Source organism: Nocardia sp. NPDC003269, from assembly GCF_042888005.1.
Taxonomy (GTDB): domain Bacteria; phylum Actinomycetota; class Actinomycetes; order Mycobacteriales; family Mycobacteriaceae; genus Nocardia.
Genome location: NZ_JBIAPA010000003.1, coordinates 777,942 through 799,334, shown reverse-complemented (window position 1 = coordinate 799,334; position 21,393 = coordinate 777,942). Strand labels below are relative to the sequence as shown.

The window sequence follows — 21,393 nt, the reverse complement described above, 5'->3', positions numbered from 1 at the left end:
TCGTCCCACAATCGCGGATGTTGTCGTGGCGAGGGATGCCGAGGTAGGCGAGAGGCCCAGATGGCGATCACACCAGAGCAGCGGACCGCGCCGGAGTCGTCCGTGTCGCGGATGCTGCGGATCTTCGATGTCGAACCCGACGGCCCGACCGGCTTCACCGGCGTCAGCGACGGTGGTTCGCGACACGTGGTGGACGGCACCCAGTTGCTGGCTCAATCCCTGGTCGCGACCGCGAAGGTGCTGCCGGACAAGGTGGTTCGTTCCGCGCACGCGGTCTTCACCCGGGCGGTCGACCCCGCGGCGCCGGTGCGGTTCGAGGTCGAGGTGACCCATCGTGGCCGGTCCATGGCCGCTGCGGTGGTCGCGGTCGAGCAGGCGGGCCGCCGGTGCGCCACCGTCTCGGTCCTGGCCGATGTGCCGTCGGCCGATGTCGTGCGACACCACGCTCCGCGTCCCGCGGTGCCCGGCCCGGCGGCGGCACTGCCCGCGGACATGCCGATGGCAGGCCGGGAGCTGCGCGTCGTCGGCGTCGCCGACGTCAACGATCCCGCCGAGCTCGGGCCGCCGGAACTGCACGCCTGGGTGCGTTACGACCCGGTGCCCGAGCGCGACGACCTGGCCAGGGCGCTGCTGGCGCATTTCACCGGGCACCTGTCGGTGTCCACCACCTTGCGCGCCCATCCGGGCGTGGGCACCGCGCAGGCGCATCACAGCCTGTCGACCGCGGTGATGACCGTCGCGGTGCGTTTCCACGAACCGATCGGCTGGGACGGATGGCTGCTGTATTCCCACGAGAGCATCCAGGTCGGGGCCGGAATGTCGTGTGTGCACGGCCTGGTACACACCGAAGACGGCCGTCTGCTCGCCTCTTTCACGCAGGAGGCGATGATCCGCGGCCTGCGCGCCGACGACGACGCCGTGCCCGTGGCGGCCCGGCTCTGACAGGAGATCTGATGACCGGACACCGAGGATTCCTCGACCATCCTGACTACCGCGTCGACATCCACGCCCGGCGCAATCTCGTCACCGCGCGGCTGGACGGGCTGCTGATCGCGGAATCGACCAGGGCCCAGCTGGTCGACGAGCAGGACCACGGCCTCGTCTTCTATCTGCCGCGCGACGATGTCCGCGTGCCATTGACGCGCGCCGAGGGATACAGCAGCACCTGCCCGTTCAAGGGAGTGGCGACCTACTGGCGCTTCGCGGGGGACGGCGGGGAACCGCTGGTGTGGAGTTATGAGGACCCGACCCCGCAGGTCGCGCGGCTGCGGGGGCACGTGGCGTTCTATCAGGACCGGGTGACGCTGCGGGTCGGTGTCGCCACGCCCACCGTCAGCGGGCGCTGAGTCGGAGCCGGCCTGCTCACCGGTGTCGGCCCGCGCGGGGCGTTCCCCGCCATCCACACGGCAGCCCGCACGTCGGCTGAAGTGTCGTGTCGACGCGTCCGTCGCCGAAGACGGCGACGGTCTCGGTCGCCTCGGCGGGATAGTCGCACGCCGGGCACTTCTCGAAGAAGTCGAGCACCTGGCGCACCATCACACGCGTGCTCGCCCCCGGCTCGGCGGGCGCGGGCGACGGCCGGGTGCGACGGCTGCGGGGCGGGCCGGAACGGCCCGCGGTATCGCGGGGGTCGATGCGGGTTCGCATGATCGTCCTTCTCTCGCCGGTCGCCCGGCGATCTGTGTGCGTGCGGGGTCGGGTGTGGTCAGCGGCGCGCGAGGGTGGCGGCGATCCGGTCGAGCGACCGGAGCACGGTCTCGAGCTCGAGCCCGAGTTCGCGCTGGGCGGTGTCGACGCCGGTGGTGCGCCGCCAGCGGGTCAGCATTCGTGCCGTCGCGTCTTCGGCGCCGCGAGCCAGAGCGGGTACGTCTGCCGAAACCAGTGGCGGTGCCGGCACGGCGAGGTCGGTCGCCAGCCGGCAGGCGCAGGCGGACACGATCCAGAGGATCTCCGCCAGTTCCGGTGCCACGGCGATCACCTCGTGCGCGCGGGCCACCTCGGCCGCGAGTTCCATGTGCTCGATCGCGTAGTCGACCAGGCCGCGCAGCCGCGGGTGGTCGCAGTGCTCGCATCGCCCGGCCCGCGGCCGGGGCAGTGCGCTGAGCCGCTGCTGGACGGCGCGGGCGTCGGCGGGCGGCAGCGCCAGTTCGTGCAGAATCCGCGCCGCGGCCAGCAGGCTGGCACCCGGTTCCGGCGACCCGTGACCAGGACCGTGGTCGCACCGCCGTCGCGGGCTCGGCTCGGTGGCCCGGACCGTGACGGTTCTCCGGCGCCGTGCTTCGGCCTCGTTCGAAGTCATGATCGTTCCGTCTCTCTCGACCGTCGGAGAATGTCATTTCCACTATATCCACGAAAATGGCATCCGCGCCGCACGCATCGTGTGAGAAGTGTTGCTACAGCAGCGAGAACAGCGTTATCGTCAGTGGCATGGATCAACATGTCGAAGTCCGCCGCCGACCGGAGCGCACCGATCCCGCACGCGGAGACTGCCGATGAGCTGGGAACCGCCGGGGCCCGTGTGGCTGTTCTGCCCGGCGGACCGGCCCGAGCGGTTCGCCAAGGCGGCGGCCTGCGCGGACGTGGTCATCCTGGACCTGGAGGACGGTGTCGGAGCGAATGCGAAAGCCGCGGCGCGCGAGGCGATCCGGGATTGCAGGCTGGATCCCGCGCGGACGGTCGTCCGGATCAACGCGCTCGATTCGCCGGAGGTCGAGCTCGACCTGCGCGTGCTCGCCCAGACGCCCTATCGGGTCCTCATGCTCCCGAAAGCCGAAACCGGTGACCTGCCCGCCCTGCTCGCCGGCTACGACATCATCGCGCTGGTCGAAACCCCGGCCGGGGTCCGGCGGGTGGACGAGATCGCCGCGGCCCGAACGGTGCTCGCGGTGATGTGGGGAGCCGAGGACCTGGTCGCCGCTGTGGGCGGGAGCTCGTCGCGGCGGGCGGACGGCACCTATCGTGATGTCGCCCGGCAGTTACGCTCGACGACGCTGATCGCGGCGAAGGCCCAGGGCAAGCTCGCCGTCGACGGTGTCTTCCTCGACATCCTCGATCTCGACGGGCTCGCCGCCGAAGCCGAGGACGCCGTCGCGTCCGGGTTCGACATCAAGGTCGCCCTGCACCCCACGCAGGTTCCGGTCATCGCCGACGCTTACCGCCCCGACCCGCGTGATGTCGAGTGGGCGCGGCGCGTGCTCGCGCTGGCGCGGAATGCGCGGGGAGTCTTCGCGGTCGACGGACGGATGGTCGACGCGCCCATCCTGAGCCACGCCGGTCGCATCGTCGCACGCGCGGACTCGATGGGCATCGCGTCGCGCTGACGGCGGAACTCACACGGTGGTCATCGCCGACGGCGGCAGGTCGAGGCTGGTCCGGATGCCGGGAGGAGCCGCGCACAGGAGCGGGATCGTGCGCGCCGCGCGATGCGCGGTGTTGGCCGGGGCGAGTCCCCCGGACAACCCGGACGCGGCCGGTGTCCGCACGATGATCTCGACGGGCGCGGCATCGCCGACGATGGTGGCCCGCCAGCCGTTGTGCTCGAGCGGCCACGCGGGATCCAGGTCCGGCACGCGATATCACGTCGCCCGGTAAGCGATTCGAGGGACAGTGGAGTGACTGCCGACCAGCGACAAGCGGTACGCGCCGACGGTTCCGGCCGGTATCCGGTCGCGCCCGCACCCCGCCGGGTGCGTCGAGACGGCGTAGTCACCACCGACTTCGATGGTGTCGATCGCGAGTCCGAGGCCGTCGGCGACCAAGCGCAGTGACGGGCCGAAGCTCCGCTGGAAGCGGATCAGCGCCCGCGGATCCATGTGCGTTGGGCAGGTCGCGCCGAAGGCGGCGATCCCCGGTCCCGGCGCGGCCGGGGCGCTGCGGGTGAGATCGGTGTACTCGTCGATCGTCACGGTGTCGATCCGCCGCTGGACCGCGCCGATCGTGATCGGCATCAGCTCGGTCACGAAGCCCGGGCTGACGCCGGTGCTGTGCAGGGACGCGCCGCCTGCCCAGCAGGCGGATTCGAGGCGGGCGCACAGCGTGGGCTCCATACTGTCGGGATGGTGCAGGTCGCTGCGGGTTGTGATCACATTGATCCCGGCCATCAGCAACCGGCACACCGTGTCGGCATCGAACTTCCGCGGCATGTAGAGCACGCAGTCCGGCGCGAGCGTCAGGACGTCCTGGGAGGTCCGCCCGCGGTCGGTGTCCGCGTCGGACGGCCGGGCACGGTCGCCGGGATGCCGTTCGGTGCGGACCGCGAGCAGGTCGAGACCCGGATGGTCGCCGACCGCGGCGGCGAGGTGCCGGGCGAGCGAGCCGGACGCCCACACGACGACCGTGTAGCGGTGCGGCGGCGGTCGTATCGCGCTGCGGTACAAGGTATCCGGTTCCACGGCAGTGCCTTTCGGTCATGCGCCGCCCGCGCCGCCGCGGTGCGGGCACGCCGGGTGGTCAGACGGGATCGAACGAGGAGATGCGCCAGTCCTCGTCGACGCGGGTCAGGGTGACCCGGACACTGCTCGCCGTGATCGCCGGGTCGGGTTTGTCGGCACTCGTCGTGGTCTGGTTGACGAACACCAGGACCACCGCCCGGTCGGGGCCGATCTCCGCGGTCGCGGCCCGCACGACGGCCGCGGCGGTGGTGACCGACTTCTCCTTGGCCGCCGGCGCGACGATCTGCTGGGTGAACTGGCTGTAGTAGGCCAGGAAGTCGCCCGTGAGATGTGTTCGGGCGGCGGCGAAATCCTCGTCGATCGTGGCCGGTTTGTAGGAGAGCAGCGCCACGGTTCCGGTCGTGGCCGCCTCGACCGCCGCCTGCTTGGCGGTGGTGTCCACCGCGCTGTCGGGGCGGTACTGCGTCGACCACAGTACGATCGCCGCGATCGCGGCGGCGGCCGCGACCAGGATGAGCGCCGCGACACGTGCCTCGGAGCGCAGGCGAGTGCCTGTGCCGCGCAATCCCGCGACGAGCCGCCCGCGACGAGTCCGCGGCCGTGGGGTGGGGGAGTCGGTGCTCATGGGACGAACTCGACCTTCGACATCTTGAGCTGGTCGCCGTCGCGGGCCACCGTGACGCTCAGGCGCCACGTGCGCGGTTCCTGCTGCGCACCGGCGGAATTGGTGACCTGCGAGGTGGCCGCGACGAGGACGACCGCGGAGGTCTCGGTCATGGACTCGACCGCAGCGGCGGTCACCCGCCCCGCGGTGGCGACCTTGGACTGCTGGATCACCGCGGTGAAATCCTGTGCCCGGCCTTCGAAGTCGCTGCGGAATGCGCCGGTCGACAGCGCGAGGACCCGGTCGACATCCTGATCGGCCCGGCTGAAGTCGAGCGAGGTCAGGGCGACGACACCCTGCTCGGCCGCCGCGGCGAACTCCGCGGCCTGTTCGGTGGTGCCTGCGGTCCGATGGTGGTGCCAGGCCAGGTATCCGCTCGCGCCGACGGCGATGATCAGTGTCAGGGCCGCCGCGGCCACCACCGAGCGGTGGCGGAAACGGGCGGGATGCGGTGCCGGGACCTCGGTGTCGTCTCGATCGGAGCCGTCGCCGTCGCCGGCGGGTGCGGGCGGGGAGTCGTCGGGAGGTGGGTCGGCCGGTGCTCGATCGGCGGTGGCCGCGGCCCGGCGGCGAAGCCGGGCCGCCCGCGCCCTGGCCCGGGCGGCCTCGGCGGTCGCTTCGGCGGCGATCGCCTCCGCTTCGGCCTCCAGCGCCTCGAAGTGCAGAGCGTCGGCATCGTGCTCGTCGAGTTTCATTGTGCTGCTTCCACTTCCGGTCGATCGTCGACGCCGAGTCCGCGGTATCGGAGTCATGCCACGCGATTTGCACCTTCTCCTGCTGCGAGAATTACGTTATCACCGGTGCGGTGCGATCGACGGCGAATCGGCACGCATCCGGCGGTAGACGTGCCCATGGCGCCACCCGTTCGGTGCGGGCTGAACCGTTTCCGTGCAGTCGTTTCGGTTGAAGAATCGTGATCAGCGCTGAGTGAATATGATATTCTCGATCAAGGAGAATGCCGATATCGTAAATCGGTGTGGGCGGGTAGAGAGGTCGACAATGGTCACCAGCGGTACGCGGCTACGCAGTCAGGTCTGTGACACCGAAGTCATCGTGGTTCGCCCGGCGGACAGCCTCGACGACCTGCGCGCGGGTGGTGTGCCGATGGTGCCGCTGGGGACCGAGGTCACCGCCGGGGCGAGTCCGCATGTCGACTTCGCCGACGGGAACGTGCTGGGCAAGCGCTACGTCGACGACACCGGCGCCGAGATCCTGGTGACCAAGCCGGGTGCCGGGGCGCTCAGCATCGGCACGGTGCGGCTGACCCTCAAGGGTGCCGCGCCGTTGCCCGCGAGCGACTGACATGCGCACCGGCGCGGTCGCCCGGCGCCTCGCGTGCGATCAGCGGGTCCAGCTCGTGCTGACGCGGACCGTGATCGCACTCCAGCATCTGGCGATCTCGCTGTGGCCGGTCGAGAATCAGCGTCTCGACTATCCGGTGCGATGTACCACCGGACCGTGCGCCACCGGCGATCGGCACGGCCCCGGGCCGGACACTCCGGGTCCGCGATGAGGTCGGCGACTTCCCGCTGGGGACGCACGGTGGCCGCCAGAGCGGCCGGGCCGCTGACGGCGGTGGGCGGGTTGTTCGCGATGTCGGCCGACGCCGTCCGGTTCGCCTTCCGGCGGCCGTTCCAGGCTCGGGAGTTCTTCGAACAGGCCTGGTTCATCGTGCGGGTGTCGATGCTGCCGACCGTGCTGGTGGCGATCCCGTTCACCGTGCTGGTGAGCTTCACCCTCAATATCCTGCTGCGCGAACTCGGCGCCGCCGACCTCAGCGGTGCCGGTGCGGCCTTCGGCGCGGTGACCCAGGTCGGGCCGATGGTGACGGTGCTGATCGTGGCCGGCTCCGGGGCGACCGCGATGTGCGCCGACCTCGGTTCCCGCACGATTCGCGAGGAGATCGACGCGATGCAGGTGCTCGGCATCGACCCGGTCCAGCGCCTGGTGACCCCGCGCATGCTCGCCTCCGGACTGGTCGCGCTGCTGCTCAACAGTCTCGTCTGCCTGATCGGGATCATGGGCGGCTATACGTTCTCGGTGTTCGTGCAGGACGTGAATCCCGGTGCGTTCGCGGCGGGTATCACGCTGCTGACCGGACTCGGCGAGCTCGCGATCTCCTCGGTCAAGGCCCTGCTGTTCGGCTTCGTCGCCGGCCTGGTGGCCTGCTATCGCGGGCTGATCGTGACCGGGGGAGCCAAGGCGGTGGGCAATGCCGTCAACGAGACGGTGGTCTACGCGTTCATGTCGCTGTTCGTGATCAATGTCGTGGTCACCGCGGTCGGGATCCAGCTGACCGGGCGATGAGGGAGAGGGACGGATGACACTGGCTGCACGCTATCCACTGACCCTGCGGCGGCTGCGCCGACCGGTCCTGAGCCTGGCCCGGGTCGGCGACCACGCCCTCTTCTACGTCAAAGCGCTGGCCTACGCCCCCTTCGCGGCGGTGCATCACCGGCGCGAGACCATCCGGCTCATCGCCGAGATCAGCATGGGCGCGGGCGCTCTCGCGGTCTTCGGCGGCACGGTCGTGATCGTCGGCTTCCTGACCCTGGCGACCGGCGGCACCCTGGCCGTGCAGGGCTACAGCTCCCTCGGCGATATCGGCATCGAGGCGCTCACCGGATTCCTGGCCGCCTTCATCAACGTCCGGATCTCCGCGCCGGTGGTGGCCGGGATCGGGCTGGCGGCGACCTTCGGCGCCGGGACCACCGCGCAGCTGGGCGCGATGCGGATCAACGAGGAGATCGACGCGCTGGAATCCATGGCGATCGAACCGGTCTCGTATCTGGTGGGTACGCGGATCGTCGCCGGGATGATCGCCATCACCCCGCTGTACGCGCTCGCGGTGGTGGCGTCGTTCGTGGCGAGCCGGTTCACCACGGTGTTCCTGCTCGGCCAGTCACCCGGGCTCTACGACCACTACTTCACCACTTTCCTCAACCCCGTCGATCTGGCCTGGTCGTTCGCGCAGGCGCTGCTGATGGCCTTGACGGTGCTGCTGATCCACACCTACTTCGGGTTCCACGCCGCCGGTGGCCCGGCCGGTGTCGGCCTCGCGGTGGGCAACGCGGTGCGCACGTCGCTGATCGCGGTCGTCTCGGTGACGCTGCTGATCTCGCTGGCGGTCTACGGCGCCAACGGCAACTTCGATCTGTCGGGTTAGGGAGGGCCGTCATGCTGCGCATGCTGGGCCGGGTCGTCACCGGGCTGATCGCCATCGGCTGTGCCTGCGCGGTGGTGGCGGGCAGTGTCGTGCTGTTCCGCGGCGGGCTCGCCGACACCGCCGAGGTGACGGTGATCGCGCAACGCGCCGGGCTGGTGATGAATCCGGACGCGGACGTGAAGATGCGCGGGGTCACCGTCGGGCGGGTCACGACCATCCGCGAACGCCCCGACGGCACCGCGGCGCTGGAACTGGCGCTCGACACTGGCACGCTGGCGTTGATCCCGGCCGACGTGCGGGTCGCGATCGCCTCGACCACGGTGTTCGGCGCGAAGTACGTGCAGCTGAGCCCGCCCGAACGGTCGGCAGGGGGCTCGCTGCGGGCCGGTCAGGTACTCACCGCCGACCGGGTGACCGTCGAGATCAACACCGTCTTCGAACAATTGACCACGGTGCTCGCGGCGGTCGAGCCCGCGAAGCTGAACGCGACCCTCGGCGCGATCGCCACCGCCACCCGCGGTCGCGGCGCCGAGGTCGGCGCGATGCTCGGCGACCTCGAACAGTTCCTGGCGACGCTCGAGCCGGCGCTGCCCGCCCTGCGCACCGACCTCGCCCTGGCACCGCCGGTGCTGACCGCCTACGCGAATTCCGCGGGCGCGCTGGTGGATACCGCGCACAATGCCGCCGCGATCAGCCGCACGCTCATCGACGAACAGCGCAATCTCGACACCCTGCTCGTCTCGCTGATCGGGTTCGCCGACACCGGTGACCGGGTGCTCGCCGCCAATGCCTCCGCGCTGGCGCGAACGCTGGATCTGCTGGTGCCCACCACCGCGCTCACCAGTGAATACCGTGAGTCGCTGCGCTGTTCGCTGGACGGGTTCGGCCTGCTCGCCCACTCGAAACCGGTCGACGTCCCCGGCCTCGGGCTCTCGGCGAACTTCCTGTGGGGCATCGACCCCTATCGGTATCCGGAGCACTTGCCCAAGGTGGCCGCGACCGGTGGTTCGCAGTGTTCGGTCCTGCCGGTGGGCTACGAGGAGAAGCCGCCGTTCGTCGTCGCCGATGTCGGGGCCAACCCGTTCGCGCGGGGCAACCAGTCGGTGATCCTCAACGTGGACAACCTGTCCCAGTTGTTGTTCGGCGGTGCGCGATGAGCCGTCGTAACGCGCCCCTGGTGAAATTCGGGATCTTCGCGGTCGTGATGGTGCTGCTGTCCGGCTTCCTCGCGCTGGTGTTCGGGCAGTACCGCGGCGGCGACACCGAACGGTACAGCGCGCTGTTCGCCGACGTGTCCCGCTTGCGCACCGGTGACTCCGTACGGGTCGCGGGCGTCCAGGTGGGCAGCGTGCGCGGCGTCGAACTGCTCGCCGACCACACCGTCCGCGTCGATTTCGACGCCGACACCACCCTCGCCCTGACCACCGGCACCACCGCCGCGGTGCGCTACCTGAACCTCGTCGGTGACCGCTATCTGGAACTGACCGACGACGCAGGCGTGCACGACCGGCTCGGCGCCGGTGCGGAGATCCCGCGCGAACGGACCGCGAGCGCACTGGATCTGGACCTGCTGCTCGGTGGGCTGAAGCCGGTGGTGCAGGGACTCAGCGCCCAGGAGGTGAACGCGCTGACCTGGTCGCTGCTCGAGATCGTGCAGGGCCGCGAGGGCACCTTGAACTCGCTGACCGCGGGAACCGCGGCGTTCACCACGACCCTGGCGCAGAACAACGCTGTCGTCGAGCGACTCATCGACCACCTGAACACAGTGATGACCACGCTGGCCGGGGAGGGCGGCCGATTCGCCGGCACCCTCGATCGCTTGCAGACCCTGACGAGCGAACTGGCCAGGGAGCGCGAGCCGATCGGCGCCGCCATCGACGTACTGGATCGCAGCACGGCGTCGGTGGCGGACCTGCTCTGGCAGGCGCGGGCGCCGCTGGCGGGCACGGTGCACGAATTGGCCAGGCTGGCACCACTGGTCGACGACGACAAGGCAACCCTCGACGCGGCCCTGCGGCGCGCGCCCGAGAACTTCCGCAAGCTCGTGCGCACCGGCGCCTACGGCAATTTCATCCAGTACTACATCTGCGCGATCACTGTCCGGGTGACCGACGCGAACGGCGAGGTGCTGGTGCTGCCGTGGATCGAGCAGACGACAGGACGGTGCAGCCCGTGAGCATGGCGCAGTATCGCGGCGCGCATCTGGCGCGGCCGGGTGTGATCGGCATCGTGCTGGCCGTGTGCGTGATCGCCATCGGTCTGCAGTCCCAGCAGTTCATCCTGCTCGCGACCACGGTGCGCTACGGCGCGGTCTTCCAGGAGGCGGGTGGGCTGGCGGTGGGTGACGAGGTCGTCCTGTCCGGGGTCACGGTGGGCCGGGTCGTCGGGGTGCGCCTGGACCACGGGGATGCCAGGGTGGACTTCGCCGTCCAGGACGATGTCGTGCTCGGCACCGAGACCGAGGCCAGGATCAAGACCGGATCGCTGCTCGGGCAGCGGATCCTCGAACTCACCTCGCGAGGTCAGCGCACGCTGCGGCCGCACCGGGTGATCCCGGTGGCACGGACCTCGTCGCCGTATTCGCTGACCGACGCGGTGGGTGACCTGACCACAAACGTGCGCGAGATGGATACCGGCGCCCTGGATCGTTCGCTGGCACTGCTGTCGCAGACGCTCGACCAGATCGCGCCGCACCTGGGCCCGGCGCTGACCGGGCTGACCGAGGTGTCCCGGTCGGTGAACAGCCGCGATCAGTCGTTGCGCAGTCTGCTCGCCGCCACCGCCGAGGTGTCGGGCATCATCGGGGAGCGCGGCAGCAGGCTGAACACCCTGCTGCTGGACGCGAATTCGCTGCTGCAGGTGCTCGCGCAGCGTCGGCAGGCGATCGTGGACCTGCTGGCGAACGTGTCGGCGGTGGCGGCGCAGCTCTCGGGCGTGGTCGCCGACAACGAGGCCGAACTGGCGCCGACGCTGGACCGGCTCAATGCGATCGTGGCCATGCTCGAACAGAACCGCGACAACATCGCCGCCGCACTGCCCGGCTTGGCGAAAGTCTCCCTGACTCAGGGTGAAGCGGTCTCGGGCGGTCCGTTCTACAACGCCTTCGTGGTGAACCTGCTCGACGGACATCTCCTGCAGCCCTTCATCGATCAGGCCTTCGGAGTGCAGCCGCAGAGCCGGATCCCGGTGCCGACGCCGGCGGCCCCCCGATGACCCGGCGGTCCCTGCTGCGCGCCTGCGCCGCCCTGGTCGTAGTCGTCGCCGTTCTCGCCGGGGTGTCCGCCGGGTGGCGAAACCTGTTCGGGCCGTACACGGTGCGGGCGGTGTTCAGCTCCGCGACCGCGATCTACCCCGGCGACGACGTCCGGGTCTCCGGGGTGAAGGTGGGCTCGATCGTGTCGATCGAACCGCACGGCACCACCACCGAACTCGTGCTCGCGGTCGACCGCGCGGTGCCGGTCCCCGCCGACGCCCGCGCGGTGATCATCGCCCAGAGCCTGGTCGACTCCCGTTATGTGCAGCTCACCCCCGCCTACCGGGATACCGGCCCGCGACTGCCCGACGGCGCGACCATCCCGCTCGAACGCACCGCGATACCGGTCGAATGGGACGAGATCAAAACCCAGCTGACCCGTCTGGCCACCGATCTCGGCCCCGGCCGCGAGCTGTCGTCCAGCTCGCTCGGGCAGTTCGTCGACAGTGCCGCGAACGCGATGGCGGGCAACGGCGACGCACTGCGCAAGGCCCTCACCGAGCTGTCCGGGATCGGGCGGATCCTCGCCGACGGCAGCGGCGACATCGTCGGGATCATCCAGAATCTCCAGCGTTTCGTGACCGCGCTGCGCGATAGCAATGTCCAGGTCGTCGAGTTCCAGAACCGGCTGGCCTCGCTGACCAGCGTGCTCGACGACAGCCGCACCGCTCTGGACTCCGCGCTCACCGAACTCGCGCACGCGGTCACCGAGGTACAGCGCTTCGTGCGGGACAACCGCGCCAGGGCCGGGCAGCAGTTGCAGGGACTCGTGAATGTCACGCAGAACCTCGTCGACCACCGCGACGACCTAGAACAGCTGCTGCACATCTTCCCGACGAGCATGGCCAACTTCTACAACATCTACAACCCGGACACCGGCACCGAATCGGGCGTCTTCGGGCTCAACAACTTCTCCAATCCAGTACAGCTGGTGTGCTCGGCGATCGCGGGTATCGAGAACACGACCTCGGCGGAATCCGCCCGGAAATGCCATCAGTACCTCGGCCCGGTGCTGCCGCTGCTGAACATGACCGATCTGAACAACCTGCCGTTCCCGATCAATCCTGTCCTCTCCCCGGCCGCGCGCCCGGAGAACCTGATCTACACCGAGCCCGAGCTCGTGCCGCAGGCCGTCGGAGCGCCGTCGGCACCGGCGTCCCCGCCGCCGACGCTGGCCGACATCCTGTTCCCGGGAGGACCCCGATGACCGCACGGACGCGCATCACCCACCGGCGGAAGCGGATCGGCGCGCTGGCCGCCGCCGCGACCGTCCTGCTGTCGCTGACCGGCTGTGGCTGGCAGGGCGTGAACTCGCTGCCCCTGCCCGGGGCGGAGGGCGGGCCGGGGTCGACGACGCTGTCGGTCGAGATCGCCGACGCCGGAACACTGGTGGCCAATTCACCGGTGCTGGTCGACGATGTGGTGGTCGGCAGCGTGCGCCGGATCCGACTGGCCGGCTGGCACGCGGTCGTCGACGTCGACATCCGGCCCGACACCACCGTGCCGGGGAATGTGGTCGCCACGATCGGCCAGACCAGCCTGCTCGGGTCCAGCCATCTCGCGCTGAACACGCCGGACGGCGTCGCGCCCGCCGGGGCGCTGGCGCCGGGAACCACCGTCGGGCTCAACCGGGCCTCGACCTACCCCTCGACCGAGCAGACCCTGGCCTCGCTGTCGGTGGTGCTCAACGGCGGCGGGCTCGGTCAGCTCGGTGACATCGTGTCCGGCCTCGGCGACGCCTTCGACGGGCGGCAACAGCAGATCGGCACCCTGCTCACCCGCCTGGACACCGTCATGGGCACGCTAGCGGGTCAGCGCGACGACATCGTCGCCGCCATGCGGGCCCTGGAACGGCTGGCCGCCACCTTCGCAGGTCAGCGCGACGTGCTCACCGATGCCCTGCGGGAACTGCCCGCCGCCCTCGACGTCCTGCTGGCCGAGCGTCCCGCCCTGACCACCGCCCTGGACCGGCTGCGGGTCTTCGGCGACACCGCGAATGCGGTGGTGACCGAGGTGAAATCGGATCTGGTGGCCGACCTGCGCAACCTCGAACCGACCCTGCGCGCGCTCGCCGATGTGGGCCCGCGCATCGATGCCGCCCTGGCCTACGCCACGGTGTATCCCTACGGGCAGTCGGTGATCGATCGCGCCGTGCGCGGCGACTACCTCAACCTGCACGCCACGGTCGATCTCACCGTGCCGCGCCTGCGCCGGGAACTGCTGCTCGGCACACCCTGGGGTGACCCGACGGCCGTCGTCCAGGCCGCCGTGGGTGACCCCGGCTATGCCCGGCCGACCACCAACCCGCTGGGCGTCGGCGTGGAACCTGTTCCGGGAGAACGCTGATGCTGCTGTCGACATTCGTCCGCGCTCAGCTGGTGATCTTCGCGGTGCTGTCGGTGATCGGGTTGACGGTGATGCTGACGGTGTACGTGCGCCTGCCCGCGCTGCTGGGCGTCGGCACGCACACCGTGTACCTCGAGCTGCCCGAATCCGGTGGCCTGTACCGGTTCGGCAATGTCACCTATCGCGGGGTGCAGGTCGGCAAGGTCACCGCGGTCGAGCTGACCGCGACCGGGGTCAGGGCGACCATGACGGTGGACGCGGCGCGGCCGATTCCGGCCGATCTGGAGGCGCAGGTACGCAGCGTCTCGGCGGTGGGGGAGCAGTACGTCGACCTGCGGCCCCGCACCGATGCCGGGCCCTACCTGCGGGACGGCTCGGTGATCACGGCCGCCGACGCGACCGTGCCCCAGCAGGTCGGCCCCATGCTGGACCGGCTCAGCGACCTGGTCGGGACCATTCCCGTCGATCGGCTGCACGAGCTGCTCGACCGGTTGTTCCAGGGCGTCAACGGTGCGGGGCCCGACCTGGATTCGTTGCTGGCCTCCGCCGCGACGATTACGAAAAGCTTGAACTCCGTGTCGGATTCGACCGCGGCGCTGGTCACCGACAGCGTGCCGCTGCTGGACGCGCAGGCCCGCACCACCGATGCCGTCCAGTTGTGGACCCGCAGTCTGGCCGGGGTCACCGGCCAGCTCGTTGCCGACGACCCGCAGGTCCGGTCGTTGCTGCGGACCGGGCCGGGCTTCGCGAACGAGGTCGGCGCGCTGTTCGCCTCCGTCGAGCTGACCCTGCCGGTGTTGCTGGCGAACCTGACCTCGATCGGGCAGCTGGCGGTCACCTACAACGCGGGCCTCGAACAGATCCTCGTCCTGCTGCCCCCGGCGATCTCGATGATCCAGGCGGTCCAGCCCTCCCGCAACGCCTCGGGCCTCGGCCTGGGTGACTTCCGGTTCGGCAACCTGTCCGATCCGGTGACCTGCACGGTCGGCTTCCTCCCGCCGACCGCTTGGCGCTCGCCGGAGGACACCGACACCATCGACACCCCGGAAGGGATGTACTGCAAGCTGCCCCAGGATTCCGATATCGCGGTGCGCGGGGCCCGCAACATCCCGTGCGCCGCGCGCCCGGGCAAGCGGGCGGCGACGGCCGCGCTGTGCAACAGCGACGAGGACTATGTCCCGCTGGCCACCACGCAGCCGGAAACCGGTCCGTATCCCCGTGATCCAGGGTTGGAGGACCAGGGCGTGCCGCCCGATACCCGGCCGGTGCCGCCACCGGCCGAGCGGCCCTCGAACGCCGTGCCGTCGCGGATCGGGGTCGGCCTGGCCGGATACGACCCGAACACCGGCAACTACGTCGGCTCCGACGGCAAGCTGTATCGGCAGGGCGATCTGGCCGCGCCGCCCGCCGGGCAGTGGCAGCGATTGCTCCCGACGGGCTGATCCGCTCAGCGGTTCTGCCAGACCGGGGTTCGCTTCGCCACGAACGCCGCGGCGCCCTCCCGCGCGTCGGCGCTGGCGAAAACGACCGAACGCCAGTGGTTCAGGCGGTCGACCAACCGGTGATAGGCGAGCGTCTGGGGATCGGTGCCGTACCCGATCTGCGCGCCCTCGGCGAAGGCACGCAGATCCATGCCCGAGCAAAACGACCGATCACCCGCGCCGGTGAGAACGAGGACCCGGCCGCCGGTGCCCGCCTCGGCGGCGAGAACCGCGGCGCCTATGCCACGAAGCATCCTGTCGGTCAGGGCATTCCGCGCCTGCGGGCGCTCGAGCCGGACGATGGTGACCGCACCACGGCGGTCGATCGTGAGCTCGTCGCCGGCGATGGATTCTACGGATTCACGGCGGTCGGTGCTACTGGTCATGATCAACTCCTTGTGAGACGCTGGTTCTCGCATTGCAAAATTTCAATTCTCGACCCTGAAGGGGAACGGCGATGGCCCGATCGAAGATGCTCGTGTTCTCGAATCCGGTGGCAGGTCAGGACACCGAGTTCAACGAGTGGTACGACACCGTGCACCTCGACGAGGTGCTCGCGGTACCGGGTGTGGTGGCCGGCGAACGCTACGGACGGGTGCCCGCGCAGCTGCCGGGTGCCGGCGCCGCCGCGCAGAGTTACCTGGCCGTCTACGAACTCGACGACGACCCGGACAAGGTCGTCCAGGCCTTCCAGGAGCGCGCGGCCACGGGGAAGGTCGGGCTGAGCCCGGCCCTCGACCTCGCCTCCCTCGTCGTCACCGTGTGGCGGGCCCGCGAGTAACTAGGCCAGCAGCTGTGGTCTGCGGCGCGCGGTATCGAGGAGTTCCTCGACCGAGACGAGCTTGACCCGCGGGCGGTCCCGGGCCGCGCCGCAGTCCCGCTCGGCGGCATCGATCGCGCGCCAGCCCGGCCAGTCGACCGGTGTCAGGCCCCGGTCGGTAATCAGCTCGAGCAGGGCCCGGCGATCCTCGACCGGTCGATCCAGGTCGCCGTTCGCGTGATCGGCCAGCAGTCCGGCAACCGTCTCGGCCGCGCAGCTCCGGTTGGTGCCGATGACGCCGCGCGGCCCGCGCTTGATCCAGCCGGTCACATACACCCCGGGCACCGCGGCGCCGTCCGTGTCGACCACCCGGCCCACCCGGTGCGGGATGGTGCCGGTGCGCGCGTCGTAGGGCAGTCCGTGGACCGGCCTCCCGCGGTAGCCGATCGAACGGAAGACCAGGGTGGTCTCGATCGGGTCCGGATCACCGCTCACCCGCAGCGCCTCGACGCGCTCGGTGCCGATCAATTCGACCGGCGCGGCGTGGAACCGGAAGACGATGCGCCGATTGCCCGGGGTCGGTGGGCGGTCGGCGTAGGCGCGGGCCAGTTCGAGTTTCGCCGCCGTCTCGACGTCGTCGTCGGGATGCGCCGACAGATCCCCGGCCTCGATGGCGACATCGACCCCGTCGAGATGGCCGAGCGCGCTGAACTCGCCGACCGAGAAGGCGGCCTCGCGCGGCCCGCGCCTGCCGAGGATCACCACCTCCTCGATCCGCTGCTCCGACAGGGCGGCCAGCGCGTGGTCGGCGATATCGGTCGCGGCGAGCGCGGCCGGACCGGCCAGCAGCATCCGGGCGACGTCGAGTGCCACATTGCCGTTGCCGACGACGACCGCCCGCCGGGCCGTCAGATCGAACCGGTGGGCGGCGTGCTCGGGATGCCCGTTGTACCAGCCGACGACATCGGCGGCCGCGTGATGTCCGGCCAGGTGTTCGCCGGGGATGCCGAGCTCGCGGCTGTCCGGGGCGCCGACGGCGTAGATCACGGCGTGATGATGGTCCAGCAGATCCTGGTGGGTCAGCCCGGCGCCGATCTCCACCGCGAGATGACAGCCGAACCGCTCTGTGCGAAAGGCGTTGTCGAAGACCCGGACCACCGATTTGGTGCGCTGATGGTCCGGCGCGACCCCGAAGCGCACCAGGCCGTACGGCGTGGGTAACCGATCGAACATGTCGACTTCGATGCCGTCGATGCCGAGCAACTCGGTCGCGGCGTAGCAGGCCGCGGGACCGGCCCCGACGATCGCGACCCGCAGGGTGCCGGGGGCGACTGCGGCACGCTGCGCCGGGACCGTGAGGTCGCCGAACTCGAGGGGATGTCGCTGGAAATAGGCGGCATTGAGGTCCCGGAACCGCTCCTGGTCCGGGGGCAGATCGTATTCGGAGTAGATCGCGTCGACCGGGCACTCGTCCGCGCACGCGCCGCAGTCGATGCAGGTCTCGGGATCGATGAACAGCATCTGGGTGCCGTCGTCGCCCTCGCTCGGGCGGATGCAGTCCACCGGGCAGGCCGCGATGCACGAGGCGTCCTTGCAGCAGTTCTGGGTGATGACGTAGGCCACGGCGGTTCCTCGGAGTCCGGAAATCATATTCTTACATCGAGAGTACATACTATCCTGTGAACAAGAATGACATTCTCATCGTCGGTGGGAGCAGAGGAGGTCGGTCGGATGTTGCTCGAGTTCGACGACGATCAGCGGTTGTGGCAGCACACCGTGCGCGAGGTCGTCGCGAAACACTGTCCGCCCGCGCTGGTCCGGGCCGTCGCCGACCAGGGGGCCGACCCGGAGCCCCTCTGGAAGCGCTATGTGGAGCACGGCTGGACGGCGATGACCGACCAGCGCGATGCCGTCGAGCTGACCATCGTGCACGAGGAACTGGGCCGGGCCTGCGATCCGACGCCGTATCTGGCCACCACGAGCCAGTTCGCGCCGCTGGTACCGCGGGCGCCCGCCGGCGTGGCGGGCGCCGCGGTGTTCGGTGGCATCACGCCCCGGCGGGTGGGCGCCGAGTGGGTGCTGCACGGTGCGGCCGAGGTGCTCGACGGTGATCGGGCCGACCTGCTCGCCGTCGTCACCGGCGCCGGTGTGTTCGTGGTCGAGTCGGGACAGGTGCACAGCCGCCGCTCGGCGATCTTCGATCCGGTCCTGCACCTGGCCACCGTCACCTTCGACCATGTACGGGTCCCGGCCGACAGCGCCACCGGCGGCGATGTCGCGCGGGCCCGCGCGAGCGCGCTGACCGGACTGGCCGCGACCATGGTCGGCGCGTGTCAGCGGGTGCTCGACCTGGTGGTGGCGCACGTGCGAGAGCGCCGCCAATTCGACACTCCCCTGGGATCTTTCCAGGCGGTGGCGCACAAGGCCGCCGACATGCACGTCGCCGTCGAACGCGCTCGCGCGCTCACCTACTGGGCCGCGCTGACCCTGGCCGAGGCCGACGAGCGCGCCGGACTGGCGGCGGTCATGGCCAAGGCGGCGGCGGGCGAGTGCCAGGAACTCGTCTTCCGGCACGGGCTGCAACTGTGCGGCGCGATGGGCTACACGTGGGAGAACGACCTGCAGTTCGCGCTGAAGCGGGCCAAGGCGGGGGAGATGCTGCTCGGCGGAACCGACGAGCACCGGGCGACGATTGCGAGACAGTACCGTGCAGCTGCGATTTGACCAGGACGTCGAGGACTTCCGCGCCGACCTGATCGCGTTCCTCGACGAGCACCTGCCCACCGATGCCGGTGCGGCGGCCCGCCCCCGGTCGAGCGCCCACCTGCCGGACTGGGCGCGCCGGTGGCAGCGGGTGCAATTCGACGCGGGCTGGCTGGTTCCGGGGTATCCGCCGGAGTTCGGCGGGCGCGACGCCGGGATCGTGCAGCAGTACGTGCACCGGGAGGAGCTGGCCCGGCGCGGCATCCACGAGAGCTTCAATCCGCAGGGCGTCGGCATCGTGGCCGCCTCGCTCATCACCTTCGGTACCGCCGAACAGCAACGCCGATGGGCGATTCCGGTCCTGCGCGGCGACCTGACCGCGGCGCTGGGCATGAGCGAGCCGGGGGCGGGATCGGATCTGGCCGGGCTGAGCACGCGGGCGGTCCGCGACGGCGACCACTTCGTCGTCTCCGGGCAGAAGGTGTGGACCTCGGGCGCCCACGACGCCGACGTGCTGCTGGCCTTCGTGCGTACCGACCCCGACGCGCCGAAACACCGTGGCATCTCCGCGATCCTGATTCCCACCGACCTGCCCGGGGTCGAACGCAGGCCGTTCGCCTCGGTGGCCGACCCGGACGACCTGGACTTCAACGAGGTGTTCTTCACCGAGGTCCGGGTGCCGGCGGCGAACATCGTCGGTGCGGTGAACGAGGGCTGGCGGGTGGCCAACGGCTCACTGGGGCACGAACGCACGCTGCTGTGGCTGAGTTTCGCCAGCAGGCTCGACGGTCTGCTCGCCGATTTCCAGCCGGTGACCGCGCTCGACGCCGACCGCTACGCGACGCTGGCGCTCGACGCCCAGGCCCTGCGCCTGCTGGGTTCCCGCGCACTCGCCGGCGCGGCCCGCGGCGAGGACGACGTGGCGGGCCTGTCGGTGCTGAAACTGCTGGGCTCCGAAGCGGTCCAAGCGGGCGCGTCGGCCGCGCTGACCGCAGCGGGCCCGCGCGGCCTGATCCATCCCGACGTCACGGCGCGCTACAGCCCGCTGAGCCTGGAGGAGTCGGCCCCCGGCTGGTTCGAACGCTACGTCCGCTCCTTCGCCGGCACGATCGCCGGCGGCACCTCCGAGATCCAGCGCACCATCATCGCCGAGCGCGTCCTCGGCCTGCCCCGGCGATAGCAGCAGGCAGACGAGCGGGGCGCGATGCCGACGCAGACACCGTTGACTCACATGATTGTTCCCCGCTCGGGTCCGGATCGGGTAGTTCGCGGTCGCGCGTGGCTGGGCTCGGCGACATGAGGACCGCGGTCGTTCGCATCGATGTCGACCCCGACCGGATACTGACCCCGGCACGGCGGGCCGCCGGGCTGAACGCGCTGCGCGCCGATGCCACGGGTCTGTGTGACAACCCCGGTGTGGAACTGCGATTCCAGGTCGACACCGACGACCCCGCCACCACGGTGCGTGATCTGGTGCGTGCGTGCGCGCGGGCGTTCGGGACCGAGCCGGTGCCGGGCACGGTGACCTTCCTCAGCCGCGGCACCGACGACGACGCGCACGGCGTGCTGGCCGGCTTCGGCCTCACCGGCGACGTCGACCGTCTCCCCGATGCCGCCGGATTCGATATCGTCACCGTGACCCTGCGCGCGGCCGACCTGGCACGAGTCCCCGAGAGCCGGGTGCTGACCGCGCTCGAGGCTGCCCTGAATACCGAAGTGCGCCTGCTGTTGCGCTGAACCGGCGATGGCGGGGTGGCTCACCGGCGGGCCAGGAACTCGGCGATCGCCGGTGCGGCCAGCACCCACGTGTCGAACAGATTGAACCGGTCGATCCGACCGGTAGCCCGATCCGCCATGGCCCGTTCCCAGGCGTCTTCCGGCCAGGGCGGGTCGATCAGCTCTGCGCCGTCGATCAGGCAGGAGATCTCGAGCGAGGTGCGCCGCGGGTGATCCAGATCCTGGGCGCCGCCGCGAATGATCAAGGTGGGTACCCCGATCCGGTCGAACAGGTCGTCGTCGACGCCCGGCACGGTCTGGCCCGGCTTCTGCACGTAGGCGTTGAGCCAGCGCAGCGACAGTTTCACGAACTCGTCGCGGTCCAGGGCCAGCAGCCGCTGCTCGTTGCCGGGATTCTGTTCGACGCGCTCGCGCCACTCCCGCAGTTTCAGCAGACCGGGGATTCCGGCGCCACGGACGACCTGGAGACTCGGCAGGATGTAGTGCGCACCGAGATTGAACAGGCCGTAGGTCCCGCCGACGATGTTCCAGAGCACGAGCCGGGTGACCAGCTCCGGGTACTCGATGGCGGTCAGCAGTGAATCCCGGGCACCACCGGACCCGCCCGCCAGTACACAGGGACCCAGCCCCAGCTCGGTGAGCAGTCCCGCGAGCGTCTCGGCCCGCATGTGGGATTCGCTCACGCCGTAGAACTGCACGTCGGAGGCGCCGCAGTTAGGCCGGTCCCACAGCAGCACGGTGTGCCCGCGCGCGACCAGGGCCTCGGCCAGTGGTCGCAGGCCCGGAATGTCTATCCCGAACCGGCCGCCCGGCGTCAGCACCACGAGAGTGCCCGTCGTGCCGAGGATCTCGTAGACGACGCGGCCGCCGTTCACCGTCACGGAGGGCACGG

The 21,393-nt window shown here is 70.3% G+C and carries 25 protein-coding genes; 16 read left to right on the top strand and 9 right to left on the bottom strand.

Features of this window, described 5'->3' with window-relative positions; genetic code table 11:
• Positions 1 to 60 precede the first annotated feature (60 nt).
• Together ACFYWJ_RS23655 and ACFYWJ_RS23650 are read left to right on the top strand one after the other, a co-directional pair.
• Entirely contained in the window at positions 61 to 942 is an 882-nt protein-coding gene (locus tag ACFYWJ_RS23655) for an acyl-CoA thioesterase domain-containing protein (RefSeq protein ID WP_355277988.1), read from the top strand.
• Positions 943 to 953: 11 nt separating this feature from the next.
• The gene (locus ACFYWJ_RS23650; RefSeq protein ID WP_355277985.1) at positions 954 to 1,346 is read left to right on the top strand and encodes a DUF427 domain-containing protein; all 393 of its coding nucleotides are present in this window, start codon (positions 954 to 956) and stop codon (positions 1,344 to 1,346) included.
• A 16-nt stretch (positions 1,347 to 1,362) separates the two neighbouring features.
• Here ACFYWJ_RS23650 and ACFYWJ_RS23645 read toward each other — a convergent pair whose 3' ends face one another.
• The gene (locus ACFYWJ_RS23645) at positions 1,363 to 1,647 is read right to left on the bottom strand and encodes a hypothetical protein (RefSeq protein ID WP_355277982.1); all 285 of its coding nucleotides are present in this window, start codon (positions 1,645 to 1,647) and stop codon (positions 1,363 to 1,365) included.
• Between the two features lie 58 nt (positions 1,648 to 1,705).
• Positions 1,706 to 2,299 carry a hypothetical protein gene (locus ACFYWJ_RS23640; RefSeq protein ID WP_355277980.1) on the bottom strand — a complete coding sequence of 198 codons (594 nt, stop codon included), beginning with the start codon at positions 2,297 to 2,299 and terminating at the stop codon, positions 1,706 to 1,708.
• A gap of 193 nt (positions 2,300 to 2,492) precedes the next feature.
• On the opposite strand from ACFYWJ_RS23640, the gene ACFYWJ_RS23635 reads away from it, so the two are divergent.
• On the top strand, positions 2,493 to 3,320 hold the full coding sequence (locus ACFYWJ_RS23635; protein ID WP_355277977.1) for a CoA ester lyase: 828 nt from the start codon (positions 2,493 to 2,495) through the stop codon (positions 3,318 to 3,320).
• A gap of 9 nt (positions 3,321 to 3,329) precedes the next feature.
• Here ACFYWJ_RS23635 and ACFYWJ_RS23630 read toward each other — a convergent pair whose 3' ends face one another.
• From ACFYWJ_RS23630 to ACFYWJ_RS23615, 4 genes are read right to left on the bottom strand one after another with little or no spacing between them, the layout of a single operon-like run.
• Complete coding sequence (locus ACFYWJ_RS23630; RefSeq protein WP_355277974.1) at positions 3,330 to 3,569, bottom strand: hypothetical protein; 240 nt, start codon at positions 3,567 to 3,569, stop codon at positions 3,330 to 3,332.
• Between the two features lie 6 nt (positions 3,570 to 3,575).
• Positions 3,576 to 4,391, bottom strand: a complete 816-nt coding sequence (locus ACFYWJ_RS23625; RefSeq protein WP_355277972.1) for a dihydrodipicolinate reductase — start codon at positions 4,389 to 4,391, stop codon at positions 3,576 to 3,578.
• 58 nt (positions 4,392 to 4,449) lie between these two features.
• Complete coding sequence (locus ACFYWJ_RS23620; protein WP_355277970.1) at positions 4,450 to 5,016, bottom strand: twin-arginine translocation pathway signal; 567 nt, start codon at positions 5,014 to 5,016, stop codon at positions 4,450 to 4,452.
• On the bottom strand, positions 5,013 to 5,750 hold the full coding sequence (locus tag ACFYWJ_RS23615) for a hypothetical protein (protein WP_355277967.1): 738 nt from the start codon (positions 5,748 to 5,750) through the stop codon (positions 5,013 to 5,015). The genes ACFYWJ_RS23620 and ACFYWJ_RS23615 overlap by 4 nt, the downstream gene beginning before the upstream one ends.
• 304 nt (positions 5,751 to 6,054) lie before the next feature.
• On the opposite strand from ACFYWJ_RS23615, the gene ACFYWJ_RS23610 reads away from it, so the two are divergent.
• From ACFYWJ_RS23610 to ACFYWJ_RS23570, 9 genes are all read left to right on the top strand, one after another.
• Entirely contained in the window at positions 6,055 to 6,357 is a 303-nt protein-coding gene (locus ACFYWJ_RS23610) for a hypothetical protein (RefSeq protein WP_355277965.1), read from the top strand.
• Between the two features lie 207 nt (positions 6,358 to 6,564).
• Complete coding sequence (locus tag ACFYWJ_RS23605) at positions 6,565 to 7,362, top strand: MlaE family ABC transporter permease (RefSeq protein WP_387161881.1); 798 nt, start codon at positions 6,565 to 6,567, stop codon at positions 7,360 to 7,362.
• Positions 7,363 to 7,375: 13 nt separating this feature from the next.
• Positions 7,376 to 8,221, top strand: a complete 846-nt coding sequence (locus tag ACFYWJ_RS23600; protein WP_355277963.1) for an ABC transporter permease — start codon at positions 7,376 to 7,378, stop codon at positions 8,219 to 8,221.
• 11 nt (positions 8,222 to 8,232) lie between these two features.
• Entirely contained in the window at positions 8,233 to 9,378 is a 1,146-nt protein-coding gene (locus tag ACFYWJ_RS23595) for an MCE family protein (protein ID WP_355277960.1), read from the top strand.
• Positions 9,375 to 10,397: an MCE family protein gene (locus tag ACFYWJ_RS23590; protein ID WP_355277957.1), complete on the top strand. Its 1,023-nt coding sequence runs from the start codon at positions 9,375 to 9,377 to the stop codon at positions 10,395 to 10,397. Before ACFYWJ_RS23595 ends, ACFYWJ_RS23590 begins: the two co-directional genes overlap by 4 nt.
• Positions 10,398 to 10,399: 2 nt before the next feature.
• On the top strand, positions 10,400 to 11,434 hold the full coding sequence (locus ACFYWJ_RS23585) for an MCE family protein (RefSeq protein WP_355278542.1): 1,035 nt from the start codon (positions 10,400 to 10,402) through the stop codon (positions 11,432 to 11,434).
• Complete coding sequence (locus ACFYWJ_RS23580) at positions 11,431 to 12,681, top strand: MCE family protein (RefSeq protein ID WP_355277954.1); 1,251 nt, start codon at positions 11,431 to 11,433, stop codon at positions 12,679 to 12,681. Before ACFYWJ_RS23585 ends, ACFYWJ_RS23580 begins: the two co-directional genes overlap by 4 nt.
• Positions 12,678 to 13,820 carry an MCE family protein gene (locus ACFYWJ_RS23575; RefSeq protein ID WP_355277951.1) on the top strand — a complete coding sequence of 381 codons (1,143 nt, stop codon included), beginning with the start codon at positions 12,678 to 12,680 and terminating at the stop codon, positions 13,818 to 13,820. Before ACFYWJ_RS23580 ends, ACFYWJ_RS23575 begins: the two co-directional genes overlap by 4 nt.
• Positions 13,820 to 15,262, top strand: a complete 1,443-nt coding sequence (locus ACFYWJ_RS23570; protein ID WP_355277949.1) for an MlaD family protein — start codon at positions 13,820 to 13,822, stop codon at positions 15,260 to 15,262. Before ACFYWJ_RS23575 ends, ACFYWJ_RS23570 begins: the two co-directional genes overlap by 1 nt.
• A 5-nt stretch (positions 15,263 to 15,267) precedes the next feature.
• Here ACFYWJ_RS23570 and ACFYWJ_RS23565 read toward each other — a convergent pair whose 3' ends face one another.
• A complete protein-coding gene (locus tag ACFYWJ_RS23565) occupies positions 15,268 to 15,687 on the bottom strand; it encodes an enoyl-CoA hydratase/isomerase family protein (protein ID WP_355277946.1) in 420 nt (139 codons plus the stop codon).
• 71 nt (positions 15,688 to 15,758) lie between these two features.
• Between ACFYWJ_RS23565 and ACFYWJ_RS23560 the strand changes: the two genes are divergently transcribed.
• Positions 15,759 to 16,082: a hypothetical protein gene (locus ACFYWJ_RS23560; RefSeq protein WP_355277943.1), complete on the top strand. Its 324-nt coding sequence runs from the start codon at positions 15,759 to 15,761 to the stop codon at positions 16,080 to 16,082.
• On the opposite strand, the gene ACFYWJ_RS23555 is transcribed toward ACFYWJ_RS23560, so the two are convergent.
• Entirely contained in the window at positions 16,083 to 17,684 is a 1,602-nt protein-coding gene (locus ACFYWJ_RS23555) for an FAD-dependent oxidoreductase (protein ID WP_355277940.1), read from the bottom strand.
• Between the two features lie 108 nt (positions 17,685 to 17,792).
• On the opposite strand from ACFYWJ_RS23555, the gene ACFYWJ_RS23550 reads away from it, so the two are divergent.
• The 3 genes from ACFYWJ_RS23550 to ACFYWJ_RS23540 all read left to right on the top strand — a co-directional run bounded on the left by ACFYWJ_RS23550 (position 17,793) and on the right by ACFYWJ_RS23540 (position 20,501).
• Entirely contained in the window at positions 17,793 to 18,785 is a 993-nt protein-coding gene (locus ACFYWJ_RS23550; RefSeq protein WP_355277937.1) for an acyl-CoA dehydrogenase family protein, read from the top strand.
• The gene (locus tag ACFYWJ_RS23545; RefSeq protein ID WP_355277935.1) at positions 18,769 to 19,944 is read left to right on the top strand and encodes an acyl-CoA dehydrogenase family protein; all 1,176 of its coding nucleotides are present in this window, start codon (positions 18,769 to 18,771) and stop codon (positions 19,942 to 19,944) included. The genes ACFYWJ_RS23550 and ACFYWJ_RS23545 overlap by 17 nt, the downstream gene beginning before the upstream one ends.
• 116 nt (positions 19,945 to 20,060) lie before the next feature.
• On the top strand, positions 20,061 to 20,501 hold the full coding sequence (locus ACFYWJ_RS23540) for a hypothetical protein (RefSeq protein WP_355277934.1): 441 nt from the start codon (positions 20,061 to 20,063) through the stop codon (positions 20,499 to 20,501).
• 20 nt (positions 20,502 to 20,521) lie between these two features.
• Here ACFYWJ_RS23540 and ACFYWJ_RS23535 read toward each other — a convergent pair whose 3' ends face one another.
• On the bottom strand, positions 20,522 to 21,391 hold the full coding sequence (locus ACFYWJ_RS23535) for an alpha/beta hydrolase (RefSeq protein ID WP_355277931.1): 870 nt from the start codon (positions 21,389 to 21,391) through the stop codon (positions 20,522 to 20,524).
• Positions 21,392 to 21,393: the final 2 nt, after the last annotated feature.